11 protein-coding genes are annotated in these 18,368 nt (G+C 35.5%); 6 read left to right on the forward strand and 5 right to left on the reverse strand.

Annotation, left to right across the window (positions count from 1 at the left end):
• Positions 1-54 precede the first annotated feature (54 nt).
• Complete coding sequence (locus tag LK994_RS08130) at positions 55-1,320, forward strand: hypothetical protein (protein WP_229759576.1); 1,266 nt, start codon at positions 55-57, stop codon at positions 1,318-1,320.
• A 111-nt stretch (positions 1,321-1,431) separates the two neighbouring features.
• A complete protein-coding gene (locus LK994_RS08135; protein ID WP_229759577.1) occupies positions 1,432-3,624 on the forward strand; it encodes a glutamine synthetase III family protein in 2,193 nt (730 codons plus the stop codon).
• A gap of 135 nt (positions 3,625-3,759) precedes the next feature.
• Here the strand turns inward: LK994_RS08135 and LK994_RS08140 are convergent, their stop codons facing one another.
• Both LK994_RS08140 and LK994_RS08145 read right to left on the reverse strand, forming a co-directional pair.
• Complete coding sequence (locus tag LK994_RS08140) at positions 3,760-5,151, reverse strand: dihydrolipoamide acetyltransferase family protein (RefSeq protein WP_229759578.1); 1,392 nt, start codon at positions 5,149-5,151, stop codon at positions 3,760-3,762.
• Between the two features lie 94 nt (positions 5,152-5,245).
• Positions 5,246-6,493 (reverse strand): competence/damage-inducible protein A, encoded by a 1,248-nt coding sequence (locus LK994_RS08145; protein ID WP_229759579.1) that lies wholly within the window; start codon positions 6,491-6,493, stop codon positions 5,246-5,248.
• Positions 6,494-6,580: 87 nt separating this feature from the next.
• Here LK994_RS08145 and LK994_RS08150 point away from each other — a divergent pair, with 87 nt between their 5' ends.
• Positions 6,581-7,009 carry a DUF6526 family protein gene (locus LK994_RS08150; protein WP_229759580.1) on the forward strand — a complete coding sequence of 143 codons (429 nt, stop codon included), beginning with the start codon at positions 6,581-6,583 and terminating at the stop codon, positions 7,007-7,009.
• 121 nt (positions 7,010-7,130) lie between these two features.
• On the opposite strand, the gene LK994_RS08155 is transcribed toward LK994_RS08150, so the two are convergent.
• Positions 7,131-7,538: an acyl-CoA thioesterase gene (locus LK994_RS08155; protein WP_229759581.1), complete on the reverse strand. Its 408-nt coding sequence runs from the start codon at positions 7,536-7,538 to the stop codon at positions 7,131-7,133.
• Between the two features lie 62 nt (positions 7,539-7,600).
• Positions 7,601-8,008: a DoxX family protein gene (locus tag LK994_RS08160; RefSeq protein WP_229759582.1), complete on the reverse strand. Its 408-nt coding sequence runs from the start codon at positions 8,006-8,008 to the stop codon at positions 7,601-7,603.
• 145 nt (positions 8,009-8,153) lie between these two features.
• On the opposite strand from LK994_RS08160, the gene LK994_RS08165 reads away from it, so the two are divergent.
• The 3 genes from LK994_RS08165 to LK994_RS08175 all read left to right on the forward strand — a co-directional run bounded on the left by LK994_RS08165 (position 8,154) and on the right by LK994_RS08175 (position 13,524).
• A complete protein-coding gene (locus tag LK994_RS08165) occupies positions 8,154-11,198 on the forward strand; it encodes a tetratricopeptide repeat protein (RefSeq protein WP_229759583.1) in 3,045 nt (1,014 codons plus the stop codon).
• A 1-nt stretch (position 11,199) separates the two neighbouring features.
• The gene (locus LK994_RS08170; RefSeq protein ID WP_229759584.1) at positions 11,200-12,843 is read left to right on the forward strand and encodes a TonB-dependent receptor; all 1,644 of its coding nucleotides are present in this window, start codon (positions 11,200-11,202) and stop codon (positions 12,841-12,843) included.
• A 123-nt stretch (positions 12,844-12,966) separates the two neighbouring features.
• Positions 12,967-13,524, forward strand: coding sequence for a hypothetical protein (locus tag LK994_RS08175; protein ID WP_229759585.1), 558 nt, complete (start codon positions 12,967-12,969; stop codon positions 13,522-13,524).
• Positions 13,525-13,531: 7 nt separating this feature from the next.
• Here LK994_RS08175 and LK994_RS08180 read toward each other — a convergent pair whose 3' ends face one another.
• Positions 13,532-18,202 carry a translocation/assembly module TamB domain-containing protein gene (locus LK994_RS08180; protein ID WP_229759586.1) on the reverse strand — a complete coding sequence of 1,557 codons (4,671 nt, stop codon included), beginning with the start codon at positions 18,200-18,202 and terminating at the stop codon, positions 13,532-13,534.
• Between the last annotated feature and the right edge of the window lie 166 nt (positions 18,203-18,368).

An 18,368-nucleotide genomic window follows, 5' to 3' on the forward strand; every position in this document is an offset into this window, starting at 1 on the left:
TTATAGATAGATATTTATTATTTTAACTAACTTCCCACACTAAAAATTTTGTACTTGGGATATCTACTGTTCATTTTTTATTTGTTGCTTTTTTGCTGGTTGCTCGGTAAAATAAAATTTGTAGTTAATGCCGGACTGAGTAAAAAAATTATAGTAATACTTTTTTTAACTAAAGTATCTGCAGGATTATTCGCCGGATGGTTATATCAATTTTATCCTAATGCAGATACTTGGTTATATCATTCTGATGCATTAAAAGAATATCAACTTCTTTTTATCAATCCTAAAGAATATTTTACCAATTTATTTATTTCAAATTATGGAGATGATTATTCGGGAGTGTTTAAGTCTACTGGCTCATACTGGAATGATCTAAAGACAAACTTGATGGTAAAAATGGTTTCAGTCTTTCATATTCTTAGCGGAGGTCGTTATTATATAAATGTCGTAATTTATAATTTCCTGATATTTTTAGGGAATATAGCCTTGTTCAAGGTATTTAAGCAGGTATATAAAAACCATACAAACATTCTTGTCATAACTTGCTTTCTGCTGCCATCATTTATTTTCTTTGGTAGTACTATCCATAAAGAAGGATTGATCATAGCGGCGTTGGGCACATCAATATATTGTATATATAATACCTTACACTATTCGGGTCTTACTTTTCGCTGGGTATTTTTCATTATATGTTCACTAGGTTTTATTTTTCTGCTTAGGAATTTTGTTTTTATGGCATTTATTCCCGGTGCGATTGCCTGGGTTATTGCAGAAAAGACGACATTCAGACCATTGGTAGTTTTTTCCGTTGTTTATGGGTTGCTTATAATACTATTTTTCACAATTGGAAAAGTTATCCCGGTACTGAATTTACCACAGGCTGTAGTAGAAAAGCAGGAGGCATTCAAAGGACTTGAAAAAGCTAATACAGCAGTTGAGATGGGAACATTGCATCCCACTTTCAGAAGTTTTGTTGCGAATACACCAAGGGCCATTGTAAATAGTTTACTTCGGCCTTTTATAACAGATGGGAAGTTACTTCGCTTTCTATATCTTTTTGCTTTTGAAATATTATTGTATGAACTGATTTTCCTAGTCTTCCTCTTTTTTAAAAGGGATGATAGTATGATTTTCAGTAATTCGTTCGTGGTATTTGGCTTGTTTTTTAGTTTTTCGCTTTTGCTTATGATAGGGTATACTACTTCTGTGCTCGGTGCTATAGTACGTTATAAGTCAATCTATCTGCCTTTTATAATAACACCTCTGTTATATTATATTAGTTGGGAAAAACTTGTCCTAACACTTCGAATTAAAAAATAATTACATATTTAATTTTTGCCTATTTTTTAACCAAAAAATTAAAAATAAATTCAAAATGACCGTTTATTGAATTTATTTCCGTTAATTTTGTCTTTCTAAAACAAAAAAATCATGCAATCACTACGTTTTAAAGCAATCGACAATTTACAGTCGAATCAGGAAGTTGCAGTAAAAGCATCTGCAAAAATCACCGGAATTTTTGGTGAGAATGTGTTTACTCTAAAAACTGCACGCCAGTTTTTAAGCGACGAAGCATACAAAAGTTTAGTAGCTTCTATCAAAGGTGGCAAAAAGATCGACCGTGCTATGGGAAATCAAATTGCTAACGGCGTAAGAGCTTGGGCTGAAAGTAAAGGTGTTACACATTACACACACTGGTTTCAACCGTTAACTGATCTATCTGCTGAAAAGCATGATTCATTTTTTACATTAAAAGGAGATGGCACTCCAATTGAAGAGTTTGAAGGAACTGCTTTAATTCAGCAAGAACCAGATGCGTCTTCTTTCCCTAATGGTGGTTTGAGAGCTACTTTCGAAGCTCGTGGATATACTGCGTGGGATCCATCTTCTCCAGCTTTTATCATGGAAATTGGTCAGGGAAAAACTTTATGTGTTCCTACTATTTTCGTTTCATACACCGGCGAATCGTTGGATGCTAAGACTCCTTTGATCAAATCATTGGTTGCGATGGATAAAGCAGCTGTAGATGTTTGTCAGTATTTTGATAAAAATGTAACTAAAGTAACTGCCAACTTAGGTTGGGAACAAGAATATTTTGTGATTGATGCAGGTATGGTAAATGCTCGTCCTGATATCGCAATGACAGGTCGTACAGTATTTGGTCATGCTCCTGCTAAAGGACAACAATTAGAAGATCATTATTTCGGTGCTATTCCTGAAAGAGTGTATGCTTTCATGAGAGATTTTGAAACTGAAGCATATAAATTGGGTATACCTCTTCGTACTCGTCATAATGAAGTAGCTCCATCTCAATTTGAGTGTGCGCCTATTTACGAAGAAGCTAACCTGGCGGTAGATCATAATACTTTATTAATGGATGTTATGACAAGAACTGCAAAACGTCATGGTTTAGTAGTATTGTTACATGAAAAACCATTTGCTGGTATTAACGGTAGTGGTAAACACAATAACTGGAGTATCGGTACTGATACAGGGGTTAATTTATTATCTCCTGGTAAAACTCCAAAAACCAATTTGATGTTCTTGACATTCTTTGTTAATACCATCAAAGCGGTTCATGATTACGCTCCTTTATTAAGAGCATCAATTGCAAGTGCAGGTAACGATCACCGCTTGGGTGCTAACGAAGCTCCTCCGGCTATCATCTCTGTATTCATCGGTAAATACCTAACTGAAGTACTAGGACAGGTTGAAACCCGTGTTGGTGGTAAGTTTGATGAACAAGACGAAGCGATGTTGAAACTGGATATTCATAAAACAATTCCAGAATTGATGTTGGATAACACTGATCGTAACCGTACTTCTCCATTTGCATTCACCGGAAATAAATTTGAATTCCGTGCGGTAGGTTCTGCGGCAAATTGTGCAAATGCAATGACAGTACTGAATGCAATTGTTGCTGATACATTGAAACAATTTAAGAAAGATGTTGATGCGTTAATTGAAAAAGGTGATAAAAAAGAGATCGCTATCATGCAGGTGATTCAGCGTTATATTGTTGAAAGCAAAAAAGTATTATTTGAAGGTGATGGATATAGCGAAGCATGGGCAAACGAAGCTGCAAAAAGAGGGTTACCAAATGTAAAAACTACTCCGCAGGCTTTAGATGCATACATGTCTGATACAGCTAAAAAATTATTTGAAGGTTGTGAGATATACAATCATGCTGAATTAGAAGCTCGTCATGAGATCATGTTGGAAGCGTACATTAAAAAAGTACAAATTGAAGCAAGGATCATGGGTGAGTTAGCTACATCGGTTATTTTACCATCTGCTGTTAAATATCAAAATGTGTTATTGACTAATATTAAAGGTTTGAAAGAAGCTGGTTTGAAAGAAGAAGCTTACTCTAACCAATTACAAATATTAGAGAAAATAAGTACACATATTGCTAAAATGAGCTCTGGTGTTGAAAAAATGATTGAAGAAAGAAAGCGTGTAAATGAAATTAGCAATACAAGAGAAAAAGCCATCGCTTATTGTGATGATATCAAAGGGAAATACTTTGATGCGATCCGTTACAGCGTTGATAAATTAGAAGTATTGGTGGATGATGCTTATTGGGCATTGCCTAAATACAGAGAAATGCTTTTCTTAAGATAATCTCTTTTAAAATAGCTGGCAAGCAATCGTTACGGCCCGGTTTACTTAGTAAATCGGGCTTTTTTTATTGTATTGGCTTTGCATATAAAAAAATCCGGCTATTGCCGGACTGAGATCAATCAATAAAAATTTATTTTAAATACTTCTGCTTACATCAAAATTTTCTAATTCTTTAGACACGGCATTTAAGAATGTAGAACCCAATGCACCATCAATGATACGATGGTCGTAACTCAAAGAAATATACATCATATGACGTATAGCTATGCTATCGCCTTGTGCAGTTTCAATTACAACAGGCCGTTTTTTTATTGCACCAACTGCCATGATAGCAACTTGTGGTTGATTAATAAGCGGAGTGCCCATTATGCTTCCGAAGCTACCGATATTAGATATTGTAAATGTGCCCCCATTGGTATCATCGGGTCTTAACTGTCCGCTTCTGGCGGCATTCGCTAAATTATTTACCTGCTTTGTAAGTCCTACTAAATTTAACTGATCGGCATTTTTTATTACAGGTACAATAAGGTTGCCATTTTGCAAAGCTGTTGCCATGCCAATGTTCAGGTCTTTTTTTATGATAATTTTATCTCCATCAATGCTGCTGCTAAGCCATGGGTATTTTTTTATGCATTTAACCACGGCTTCGATAAATAATGGAGTAAAGGTGATCTTTTCACCTTCTCTTTTTTCGAAATCTTTTTTAATTCTTTCTCTCCACAAAACAAGATTGGTAACATCACATTCTACAAAACTGGTAACATGTGCACTTGTATGCACACTGTCTATCATATGCTTTGCAATCAGTTTACGCATACGATCCATTTCTATGATCTCTACATTACCGGTGTAAGTAGTTGGAGGAGCATAGTTAGGAGTCGTTGGTTGTATGTTGGATGTTGGAGGTTGTGTTTGAGGTTGATAGCTGGCGGCGGCTTGTATATTGGCCGCTGCTTGTTGCCTGTTGCCTGTTGCTAATTGTTCATTGCCCATTGCCTGTTGCCTATTGCTACCTCTTCCAGCAACATATTCCATAATATCTTTCTTGCTAACTCTTCCTTCTTGTCCTGTTCCCGGTATTCTTTCCAGTTCACTCATACTGATCCCTTCCTGTTGTGCTATGTTTAACACTAAAGGAGAGTAAAAACGGATAGTTGGTTTATCAGTTTGTTCAGCATGTACTGGTGTGGGTTGATAGGGGATATGCTCAACAATTTTAGCTTCTTCGTAAACAGGTTCTGGTGTATGTGTAATTGTTGGTTGAGATTGAGTAACAGCAGCACTTCCACCTACTCTTATTTTTGCAATAACAGTTCCAATTGGTACAACGTCGTTTTCGTTGAATAGCACCTCTTCAATTACACCTTCATGTGTACTCGGTACTTCACTGTCAACTTTATCAGTGGCAATATCCAGTACGGATTCGTCTTGCTTAACGCTGTCGCCTGGCTTTTTGTGCCATTTCAATATAGTGGCCTCTGTGATACTTTCTCCCAGTTTTGGCATTAGCAGATCGACTAAACTCATATACTGTAATTTGATGTTAACTGCAACAAATGTAAGTAAAAATAGTAAGTTGCAAGAGAGCTGTTTATCTGAAAAATTATACGGTAAAAAAATGCTAATTTTCTATTATAAATTTTCTCAACAGGTTCAAAGCGCTGGCTGCTGTAAGCTGTATATTTCTTTGCCTGTCAAAACGGAATTGAAATTTCTCGACGGTCAGTTTTTGGGTATTTCCTACTGCTATCCAAACGGTACCAACCGGTTTATCAGGCATACCTCCATCTGGACCCATAATACCTGATACAGCAATGGTATAATCTGACTGTATGTTTTGAAGGGCTCCTTTTGCCATTTCTATCACTACTTCGTCGCTTACTGCACCCAATGTTTCCAAAGTAGACCTGTTTACACCTAACAGATCTTCTTTTGCCTTATAACTGTATGATACAATACTACCATCATAAAATTTTGACGAGCCTGGTATAGCTGTAATTAAATGAGCTATGTACCCCCCTGTACAACTTTCTGCAGTACACATTGTTTTGTTTTTCGATAACAATAATTTGCCTACAACTTTCTCTAAGGGTTCATCTTCATTGGTCACTAAAAAATCTTTTACCAATGTTTGCAGCACTGCAAATTGTGTGTCAATTTCATGATCAACAGTATTTTTGTCTATGCCTATTGATGATAGACGCAAGCGTACCATACCGTAATTGGGTAGATATGCCAGTTTGATATTAGCTGGCAATGCTTCTTCAAAATCTTTGATCAATTCCGCCAAAAAACTTTCTCCAACACCGGCAGTAAGTAAAGTGCGGTGTGCTATATGTGACGTTGTAAATTCTTTTTGCAGCAAAGCGATGACATCATCTGTCATCATGCCTTTCATTTCATGCGGCACTCCCGGCATACTAATAAATATTTTACCATCCTTTTTAAATATCATTCCCGGAGCTGTGCCTCTTTTATTCAGTACAACCGTACAGGTGTCCGGCACTTCAGCTTGTTTTATATTTCTTTCTATCATTGGTCGTTTAAGAATATTTTTAAAAATGTGTTCTACATTTTCCAATGCACCCTTATCAACGATCATGTTGCCATTAAAATATTTGCATAGTAAAGGTTTGGTAATATCGTCTGCAGTGGGCCCAAGTCCACCGGTAATTAAAATAATATCGGCATGTTTACTTTCCTCATCCAATGCAGTCCATATCTCATCCCATGCGTCTCCTACAGCCACTCTCCTTACAACCGGTATACCGGCTTTGTTCAGTTCCTGCGCTATCCAGGCGCTATTGGTATCAATAACCTGACCAATCAATAATTCATCTCCAATTGTTATAATGCCTGCTTTTACCATTTTTATTTTTTATTCAAGATAATTAAACAACTTGAAGGGCAGTTTGTTTATTGTTAGTACCTTTCATATCAAATTTAAAAATATTTTATGCAAACACAGAATTTTAAAAATCATACGCAGTATGTTCCTTTTTACCATTTTGGTGTCTATGGAGGTCTATTAGCATTGTTGATAGGCTCGGTAGTAAATTATTTACATTCTGCCAAAGAGAATATCTATAGCGCTTCTTTATTGATACTAGCTTCTTTATTAATGATATTGATTGCTTTTTTTGGAAGGTCATTTGCATTAAAAGCGCAGGACAGGGCCATCAGGGCTGAAGAAAAGTTGCGTTATTTTATAGCAACAGGTCAGCAAATGGACAGTCGGTTACATTTAGGACAAATTATCGCATTACGTTTTGCCAGTGATGGCGAATTTGTTGCTTTGGCTAAGAAGGCGGCAGATGAAAATCTAGCGCCAAAAGAAATTAAAGCAGCAATCCAAAATTGGAGAGGCGACTATCATAGAGTATAGGTAGAGATCGATTAATGAGGTGTAATGTATGGATACACATGACTTATTTATATTTTGGGTGTTTTTCAATTCGTAAATTCCAAATCATATATCCATCATATCGTAAATTCTTTTACAGGATCTAGTAAAATTTACTGAGTTTTTTTCTTAGTTCCTCTGGCATTTCACATCTTTTCATTGTTTTTGCTTCCATAAAATACAGTGTAACATCGCCGGTGTTCAACAACTCATTCTTTTCGTTATAAATTTCTGAATGAAAGGTGATCTTATGATGGATAGGTAATTCTTTGAGTGTAGTCTTTACCGTTATCAGGTCATCGTATTTTGCCGGACGTAAAAAACGGCTATGGATATCCACTACAGGCATGATGATGCCCATTGCTTCGATATCTTTATAAGTATATCCTAATTGCCGGATAGCTTCGCCTCTGCCAATTTCGTAAAACTGTGCATAGTGCCCGTGATATACCACCCCCATCTGATCAGTCAAGGCATAGTGTATACGTATTTGTGTTTCGCTTGTAAACATATTGTGAGGAAAAAATAAAGGATGATCTTAAATAACCATCCTTTATAAATTATAAATTGTATTTATTTCGCAATCATGCTATCAACGCTTACTCTGCCTGGTCCAACCAACAGTAAGACAAGGTAACCGGTCAGGTATAAAGATGCCATTTCGCCTGTAGCAAAAAAATCCATATTGTGCGCTTTGAACAAAGCAACACACATTGCAATGATCAATGGTATTACTGCCAGCCTTGTGAATAATCCAATGATCAAAAATAATGAGCAGAAAAATTCTGCAAAAATATCCATTGCTAAAGACATGGAAGAACTCATTCCTGCAAATGCAATGAATTTGGTTTGATACTGACTAAAATGTACCAGCTTGTCATATCCATGATGCATCATTAATATACCCAGGGATAATCTCAACAAAAGTACTGCTGTGCTAAAGGCGCCTGCCGAATAGTTTGTCGATAATAATTTTTTCATAAAAATATTTTATACTTTTTTTAACAGTAAAACAAATGTACAATCTTTTATTCAGAGCAGTTATCCACTTATACACAATACTTTTGGAACAGTGTTTGCATAACCTTGTGTAGTAGTTAATTTTGCAATCGATAAAATGAGTGATATGATCTATAGTCTGAAACAAAAATATACTTTTCTTTTTTTACTGATACTATTTTCCCTGCCTGTTTTTTCTCAACCTACACATGCCATTATCGATGAGGAAAGGAATTACAAAGAAGCCAAAGAGTTGTTTGTAAAAAAACAATACGCCCTGGCATATCCATTGTTGAAGCAGCTACATGATCAGCAACCTGATGGTCAGCAAAGCAATAATTATTATTTACATGAAGATGTAAACTATTATTATACTGTTTGTGGGTTAAAATTACAATTGCCAATTGCTGTAGAGGAAGCAAAAAATTATATCAGCAAAGTGAATAATGAGCCACGGGTAGAATTGATGAGTTATCATTTGGGTAAATATTATTTTATAAAAGATGATTTTGAAAATGCTATTACTAATTATGAGAGAGCGGGTATAGATAATTTAAGCAATGAAGAGATTGGTGATGCTAAGTTCGAAATGGCATACAGTTATTTTAATTTAAAAAGATTTGATGATGCTCAACCACTGTTTGATGAGATCCGTCAATTAGAGGGAAGTAAGTATTATATGTCGGCTAATTATTATTATGGGTTTATCAGCTATTATAAACGACAATATTCAGAGGCGTTAAAATCATTTAAGCTGGTAGAATCGCAGGATGAATATAAAGCGGTAGTACCTTACTACATTGCCGAAATATATTATTTCCAGAAGAAAAAAGACGAAGCACTCAAATATGGCGAATCGGTTTTAAACAGGGGCGGATTATATTATGAAAAGGAGATGAAACAATTGCTTGGTCAGATCTATTTTGAAAAGAAAGAGTTTGCCAAAGCACTGCCATTATTGGAGTATTATGTAAACAACAGCGACAAGGTAAGTAAAGAAGATCTGTATGAAGTGAGTTATTGTTATTACGTGGCCAATAATCTTGATAAAGCGATAGAAGGGTTTAAGCAATTAAGTAGTCAGCAGGATTCATTAGGACAGAATTCTATGTATTTGCTGGGAGATTGTTACCTGAAGACGAATCAAAAAGAAAATGCAAGAAATGCATTTCAATATTGTGCTTATAATAGCAGTAATAAAAAACAGCAGGAAATATCCCGGTTTAATTATGCAAAGCTTTCTTACGAATTAGGGTACCAGGACATAGCATTGAGTGAATTGAGAAAATTCATCAATGATTACCCGAACTCAACTTATTCTGTAGAGGCCAGAGAGATACTGGTTAGTCTGTTGGCCAATACAAATAATTTTAATGATGCGCTGGTACTGTATGAATCTTTTGATAAACCTACACCAACAATGCAAAAAGCTTATCCCCGTATATTGTACGGCAGGGCTGTAGAGTTAATTAATGATCAGCAGATTGAAAAAGCAGATGAATTGCTTAATAAGATCTTACAACTTCCTGCTTCTGCTGTTACACCTTATGCCAACTTCTGGAAAGGCGAAATAGCATATCGTCAATATAAATATGATGACGCAATAAAATATTTATCTGTGTATTTAGCTGGTAATGCAGGAATGCAGGGAGAAGCAAATCCTACTGCGGCCAGGTATGATATTGGGTACAGTTACTTGAAGAAAGAAAATTACAAACAGGCATTGGTGTATTTTGAGCAGGTTGCCAGATCTGTTTCTCCATCATCGCCATCAATTGAGCAGGATGCTTATTTACGCAGTGCGGATTGTTATTTTATGACCAAGGATTTTGTAAAAGCCAATGGCATGTACGGTACTGTTATTAATAGTGCTCTGTCTCAAAGTGATTATGCGATGTTTCAGCAATCAATGATAGCAGGAATAAAAAACTCGGACGATAAGATCAGGATATTAAATAATCTTACCAGAGCGTATCCGAAAAGTAGTTTGGTGAATGATGCTAATATGGAAATTGCAACTACTTATATGGTGGATGAAAAATTTAACAATGCTATTCCTTATCTGAATACTTTATTGGCTGTTCCTAATTCAAATGGCTTGCAGCCGAAAGTGTTATTGAATTTAGGTTTGTGCTATTACAATACTAATAACAATAAAGAAGCATTAAATAATTACCAGCAGCTAATACAAAAATATCCGGCTTCACCGGAAGCGGAAGAGGCGTTGGATAATGTAAAAAATATTTATGTAGAAGATGGCAAGCCTGATGAGTATGTAGCCTTCATGCGTAAGATCGGAAAAAATGTTTCTGTCAGCGAAGCGGATGCGCTTACTTATAACGCTGCTGAATTGAAATATAATAATGGAGATTGTAATGGTGCTATCTCAGCATTTAGCAATTACTTGTCACAATTTCCTAATGGAGCAAATGCATTAGATGCCAATTACTTTTTGGGAGAATGTTATTTAAAAAATAAAGACTGGAATAATGCTTTGAGAGGGTATAATGCAGTAAGTGCAAGAGGCTTGAGTAAATATTTTGAAAAAGCTACATTGGCAGCATCAAGAATCAATTATTTTGAAATTAAGGATTATGCAGCAGCGAAGAAGAGTTTTGAATTGTTACGCTCCGGGGCTTCTAATCAGGATAATCAGTTAGAAGCAGTGAGGGGATTGGTAAGATGTTACTATCAATTGAAAGATTATGTACAGGCAAATGAGGTGGCGAAAGATCTCTTGACAAGGAAAGGGATTAGTACAGATGATAGATCAATTGCATTTTTGGTATTGGGAAAATCACAGCAGATAAGTAGTGATTATGCAGGTGCGATTAACTCATTTAAATCATGTGCGGCCATTAATAAATCGGCATGGGGGGCAGAGGCTCGTTATGAAATTGCCAATACGCAGTTTATTTTAAATAACTATACAGCGTCTGAGAAAGCCGCAATGGTTGTTATAAAAGAAACAGGTAGTTATGATTTTTGGGTAACCAGATCATATATTTTATTAGGAGATATTTTTATGCAACGTAAAGATTATTTCAATGCCAAAGCTACTTATCAAAGTGTAGCTCAGAATTCAGTTATAGCAGAATTAAAAACAGAAGCACAGCAAAAATTTGATAAAGCGGTTAGTGAAGAAAATAAAGTTTCAAAAATCAGTAATTAAGATGACAAAAAATATTAAATACTCAATATTGCTTTTTGCCTGCACTATTTCGGCGTTGGCTTCTTTTGCACAGAGAGATACTACTAAAAAGCAATCGATCGATATTACGTCCAGCTACAAACCCGTGTTAAGAAATGCAGTTAAAATTAATTTGTCTGCCACACAATTGGTTGCTGATACAGCTAAAGTAAAAATGAATTATACGGTGCCTGCACAAAATTTATTTTATACCTATCAGCCTATCCCGTTGCGTCCTTTGGCTTTGCAGGCAAACGATAGCCTGCAGTTAGGCGTGCGGAATTATTTAAAGATCGGTATCGGTAATTATTCTACGCCCTTTTTGAAAGCCGGACTTAGTTTTGGAGATGGCAAAACCAGTTTGATAAATGTTTACGGAGATTATATTTCATCTAAAGGAAAGATCAAATACCAGGATTATTCAAAACTGAATGTAAAAGCTACGGGTAGTTATTTTACAGGACAGAATGAAGTATATGGAGGAGTTGGGTTAAGTCTGCATGATAATTATCTATACGGATACGATCATGGTCTGCACAGTTTTACTAAAACTGATCTCTTACAGCGATTTCAGGATTTTTCTTTAAACGCCGGGGTGAGGAATAGCAATACCAATGATCTGGGTATAAACTACAACCCGTCTCTTTCCGTAGATGTTTTTACCAGTCAGAATAAATTGTCTGAGAATAATGTAATAGTAAATATTCCATTTGATAAAAAATTTGACGAAAGCTTTTCTGCTGAAATTTCTGCAACAGCAGACATTACTTCTTACAAAACAAAAAATTTATTACTGGATAATATAACCATCAAGAACAATGTTTTTCAAGTAACTCCGGTATTAACTTATACCGCTCCGATGTATACGATACATGGCGGGCTTACGCCAACTTACAGCAATAAGAAATTTGTTTTGTTGCCGAATATTTATGGCGAAATGCGATTGAGTGAGAAGAAATTTTTGGTGCAGGCTGGTTTTGTGGGAAAGATCATCAAGAATACCTACAAAAATCTGAGTGCGATCAACCCATACATATTGCCGGTAACCGATCAGTTAAATACCAGGGAGACAGAACTGTATGGTGGAATTAAATCAACGGTTGGGAAGCATTTTAATTTCAGTGCAAAGGCCGGACTGGTACATTTTAATGATTTTGCTTTCTTTGTAAATGATACACTCACCGATGAAAAAGGTTTTATAATAAGTAATGATAAGAATGTAAATGCATTGCGTTTACATGCAGATATGAGCTATATCAACCAAGATAAGTTTACAATTACTGGTGGTGTAACTTTTAATGGGTATACTGATATGCAAAATAATGCAGCTGCTTATGGAACTGTTCCTATAGAAATTACCGCTTCTATGCGCTGGTGGGCTTTTGATAAAGTGTTACTGAAAAGTGATCTGTTTGTTTTCGGGGGCGGCCCTTATCTTTTAAAAGATAATGTTACCAAAAATTTGAAGGGAGCGGCTGATTTAAGTGTAGGGGCAGAGTTTGTGATCAATAAAAATTTCAGTGCATGGGCAGATATCAATAATTTGTTGAATAACAAATATGAACGTTGGCATCGTTATGAAACATACGGCCTTAATTTCTTAGGTGGTATTATTATGAAGTTTTAATTTTCAATCGATAGTGTTTTCTGTCTGGTATTATTTCCTGCATATTTAATTTTATCGCTATGCTAATGTTGCACTTGGAATCGGAACTTGTACTTCATATCTTTGGGTAACATTTATAATGACATGTACAACATTATTGCCACCTCTCTATTTCAAAACAAAATCTGCCTATTGCCGGGTATTGGCGCCCTGAGCGTGGAAACGCTTCCGGCTGAAACAGATTTTGTAAATAGCCGGATATTGGCACCTCAGTACACAATAGAATTTTCCACAGAAAATGAGGGCAATGCGCCATTCAACGAATTCTCGGCAATCAGTCAGCTACTACGAAATGAAATTGACCATAATGGTAGTGCTGAAATAACTGGTGTTGGTGTTTTTAGTAAAGATGAATCAGGCAAAATCACTTTTGAGCCAGAGAAGGTGAACGCTGCATTTACATATCCTGTAAATGCAGAAAGAGTTATCCGGCAAAATGCAGCACATGCTATGCTGGTAGGAGATAAAGAGACCACTAACGTTGTGATGACCGAATATTTTACCGAAGAAATTTTACAGAAAGACCGCTGGTGGATATGGGCAATTGTATTAGGTGTGCTAGGTATAGCTGCTATTGTTTTTCATTTTACCCAGCATGGGTATACTACAGGAAACAGCCATATTTTGGGTGCTGTTTTATAATATTCATTTAGTTATTTCCTGAGCTTCCATTACTTTTCTTAAATAAATTCGAGAGTTTATTTACATCCTTCCTGTAGGTGAGTTTAATACCTGTTCTGTTCCTTTGTCCTATTATATCAGTGTTTGTCTGATTAAATCCGATCAATCTTACTCGTCCATCCTCATTTAAAAGCCATTCTACTGTAAGATCGGGCGTGATCTTGTTTTTATTAGATGGTGCCGCATAAGGATTATTATAATCAAAATTTCCTCCTACGTTAATTATCAGCCTGTTTTCAAAGAAGGTAAGTGTTATACCTAACTTAGCCGCTCCCTGTAATTTTGCAATATTGCTTTGTAGGTCAATACTTGAATTCAGGTCAAAATTGAAAGCTACATTATTATTTAAGTTTAATGTTTGCAGTAGTTTATTCAAAGAGTTGGCCAATACACCTGATACCATACCGCCGATAGTATTGGTTGCAACATTCAATCCACTGCTGGCAGTTAAAAATTGTTGATTGCTATTTAAGAACGAATTGAAAAGAAGAAGAGATGTGACCTGCTTGTTCATTTCATTTTCATCATTTGTAAATTCCTGTAATCTTTTGGTAATAAGAATATCATTTCTTAATGGGCTGTTGTCGGGTAATTGAAATTCAAAATTTATCTTAGGTTTTAATAATGTTCCTTTTAATAAGGCAACAACTATAACATCATTTTTTCTCTTTGTATTATTATCTGAGATACCGCTAAAGTCAACATTTTTAGAAAGGTATTCAGCTGCCATATCAATATTGGCAAGGTAAGGATCTCCTGACCAATTGATGGTACCTCCATTCAGTGTAAACGGTTTTTTAATGATGGATTGATAATTGAATGTGTATTCTCCTTTTGTAATATCGTAGCGCCCTCTTATTGAAAGCGGCTCTTTATTTCCAACAGTTATTTTTAACTCGTTGCTTACACCCACCCCTTTGATAATATCACCTGTAGCTTCATCTAGTATAACATCTATTTTACATGCAGGGTTGGCTTTCAGTGTCATATTAACCAAAATGCTGCTGCTGGCTTTCAGTTTAAGGTTATTTTCCATTTCCTTACCAAACTGAATAAAGTTGATGTAATCAATCGCTCCGTTTTCTACACTACTACCGCTTAATAAATAAATATGACTACTATCTGTTCTTGAAGGTTCGCCATCTATATTCATGATCATATTGTCAGCAGAGCCGTTTAATGTCATCGTAGCTCGGCCAATGACCTTTCCGTAAAATTGACTGTTATCTTTTTTTAGCGTATTTAATACCAATAATTTTTTGGTGTCAAACCGAACATCATCAAATTCAAAATCCCGGAAGAAGTGATGATACATTTTTCCGCTTAATGTAGCTGTATTGTTCAATGTGTCTTTCAAGTCGATCATCCCAAAGTCTATTTCATTGGGATTGAAAATGACAGTTTCATTGCTGAATTTATATTTACATTGTGTGTAATTAACTATCATTGATGCATCGGTGATAGTGGCAGTTCCGGTAAGATTAAGGTGTTTACTGTTTCCACTGATCTTCAGGTCATTGGTATTAGCATAACCATGTATATCAGAAAAGATACCATCAAGATAATTGTTAAGTATCGCAAGATTGAATCGGTCACTTTTAAATAAAATATTCGCCTGATTGGTTATGGTGTCTCTCGTATCAAAACTTCCATCAACATTGAACTTATAAGCGCTGTCATTAGCAGCATTTACCTTGAATGTTACTATTCCTGAAGACGAGTATCTTCCATTTGCTGTTATCAATCCTATTGAATCTTTTTCAAATTTAAAATTATCCGCTTTAATATCGTAATCAACAGATGGTTTGCCAAAAGGGTTTGTAATAAGAACCTTCCCACTTACCTGACCTTCCATATGTGGATCTTTTATAAAGAAAGGTAAGAAATCATCAATATTAATACTTGTAAGTCCAACCTTAATATCATTAGTGCCACCATCTTCGGAAAGTTCTGTAGAAATATCTACCTGCTGATTGCCTTGAATAAACTTGAGGTCATGTGCACTGATCTGAGAGTTTCTAAGTGTTAGTTCCCCATCTTTTTCTATTTGCCATTGTTTATCATTTAAAATAAAAGTAGAAGGAGAGAAATTTATTTTAACACCATCCGTCATAGTCTGTACCTGAGCATGTAATTCAGCATTGCTTAATGTTTTGCTGGCACTGGTTTTTATTCCGATGTCTGATATATCATCTTGTGATCTGATGTGTAAATTTGTAGTAGGTAAGTGAAGACTATCGCCAAGCATTATATCTGCAACATTTATTTCGGTAACAAGTGTATCTAAATTGCCCACGCTTTGTAATCGGAGGTCGTTGAAGGTTTTCCCATCATAACTAAACTCGGGGATATCCGCATTGACAGTCAATTTGTTTTCTTTAAGTCTCAATACTCCATCTACTGTGGAGTTATTAAACCCATGTAATTTTTTATCCAGTAACCCTATATAATCATCTACATTTTTTGTATGGATACTAAAGGTAAAATCCTGGTTATTTAAAACGGCTTTTGGTTTTTCAATATAAGCCGGGTAGTAATTGTTTAAAAACAACTGAAAAGCTTTAGGTAATTCAAGGATCGTGAAATCGCCGTTGATCTTTACGTCGGCTTCATTTGATTGTACTGTTAGTTGTTTCTTGTTGTCAATTATTTCAGACTTTAAAACAAGAGAATCAAATGAAAGGGGTTGGTTGTTATGATGTAGCGTGGCATTATAGATACTTGCTTTACCCAAAAAATTATCAATATTGCTGCCGGTAAAATTGAGGTTAAAATGTCCGGTAACATCAAAACTATCTTTGGTAAAATGCAACTTTTGTAAATTGGCTTTGGCCAGATAAACATCAAAATTAATTTGGGGAATTTTTCCACTCAGGTCAATCTTCCCCTGCAGGTTTTCTAATTTCAGGTTTGGATCATCAATACTGGCGGTGCCATTAAAAATCCTTTTCCCAAAATCACCTTTCACGTTAATATTCTGATAAGTATATCCTCCAAAATCAATACGCTGAATTGATCCATCGAGATTAGCTTTGACATTATTTGTTGAAATACCAACACCATTTACCTTTCCATCAAAAGCGATATTATTAAAATCGTTGTTATTGATAAATTTACCCAATTGAAATCCTGTGGTAGCGATCTTTCCACTATACACAATTGGTTTTTTTTCGGGCAACTTTAAATTCAGGTCCCCTGTCACAACACCCAGATCTGTATTGATTGTACCGTAAGCAACAAAATCACTCAGGAAGCCGGTGAAATTTCCTTTGTATCGGATGTTTCCCAGTTTGCTCAACTGCGGTTGTGTGATGCTTTTTAAAGAAGGTATAATGCTGGTTAAGTCAGTATAATTTGTGATCAGGTCTCTTGATGTAAAATCAATGAAAGTATTATCGATATCGGGCAATCCGCTGAGGGCAATATCTCCGTCGATGGAAGTATTGCCGCTTTTGATGATCATTTTTTTTGCAGTGAAGTTATCTATTGTACCATTCGCATTTCCTTTAAGAGTAAAAATGCGTTTCCATGATCTTAATTCAGGGGCAAAATAAGCAAGATCATCACTACTTAATATACTGTTTTCAAAATTACCTTCAAGAGTTACCCGATGTAAAAAACTATTCATGTCGCTAAACTCTTTGTAGCGCATTGCATAATAGTTGCCTAATCTGCTTTTGTTAGTTACCAGGTTAAGCTTATTAAACTCCATCATTTGTGGCGTAAACTTGACTGCGGCTTCCAGTTTTTTTACTTCAAATCCACTTCTTTCTTTGCTGCTTAAACTGATATCTGTGGTAAGGGTGTCTTTTTCGAAATGAACATTTTTCAGATCACCGGTGATATTCTTGAAAATAATATGCTCTCCATAAAATCTGTTATCCAGTAATGCTGTTAAAGAGTTTTCTTTCTCATTATTAAAAACACCATTCGTGATATGAATATTTTTAATGTTGGCGATCCATCCATCATTATTCCATTGATAGGCATCAGGTTTTTTGTCAGATATTTTTTTGGGAGGGCGGGGAATATGCAGTTTGTCTCTGTTGCCTGTATAATCGTTTTGTGAAAAAAGAGGCTCGGTAATATCGAGTGTATTAAGGTTGACTATTTTTTTTGTGAAATCTATATCATCGGCAAACATGCTGAGCTTTTTCATGTTGATAGTCATGTCTTGCCCCACCCATTTGTCAATTTGATTGAAACGAATATTTTGCAATTGTAAAATCTTTACATCAAACTCAATCCCTCCTTTTTTGGTGGTGGTGTCTATTTTTTTTGGGCCGGAGAAATAGTCAATCAGGAATTGATAGTTCCAGACTGAATCTGTCCGTTTCATATTTACAACGGCATCATCTAAACCAACATATCTTAAAGTAGATTTGTCCTTTATAAAAAACCAGTCAGTAATATTTACGATAGCAGTACCTGCATAAAGAAGTGTATCTCTTTGTCTGTCTTCAACCAAAACGCCCCTGATCTCCATTTTATTAAAAAAGGCAAAATCTACATGTTTGACACTTACTCTAGTTTTTAATTTTTCTGAAAACGCATTGGCCACTTTTTTTACGATCCAGGTTTGGACCGGCGCCAAATGAATAGCAATGTATAACAGCACCAACAAAAGTATCAGTGCCAATATAAATCGCTTTAATATTTTCCAGACTCTACGCAGATGGGTATAAATTATGAGCAAAAATAACTAATCAAGCCCTATAGGCAAATTCAATACCAAAGATTAATACATTTAATTAAATACAATAAAAAACCTGCTTTAAAAGCAGGTAATATTTAATCTATTTTAA

The organism is Ferruginibacter lapsinanis (assembly GCF_020783315.1).
GTDB classification, from domain to species: Bacteria; Bacteroidota; Bacteroidia; order Chitinophagales; family Chitinophagaceae; genus Ferruginibacter; species Ferruginibacter lapsinanis.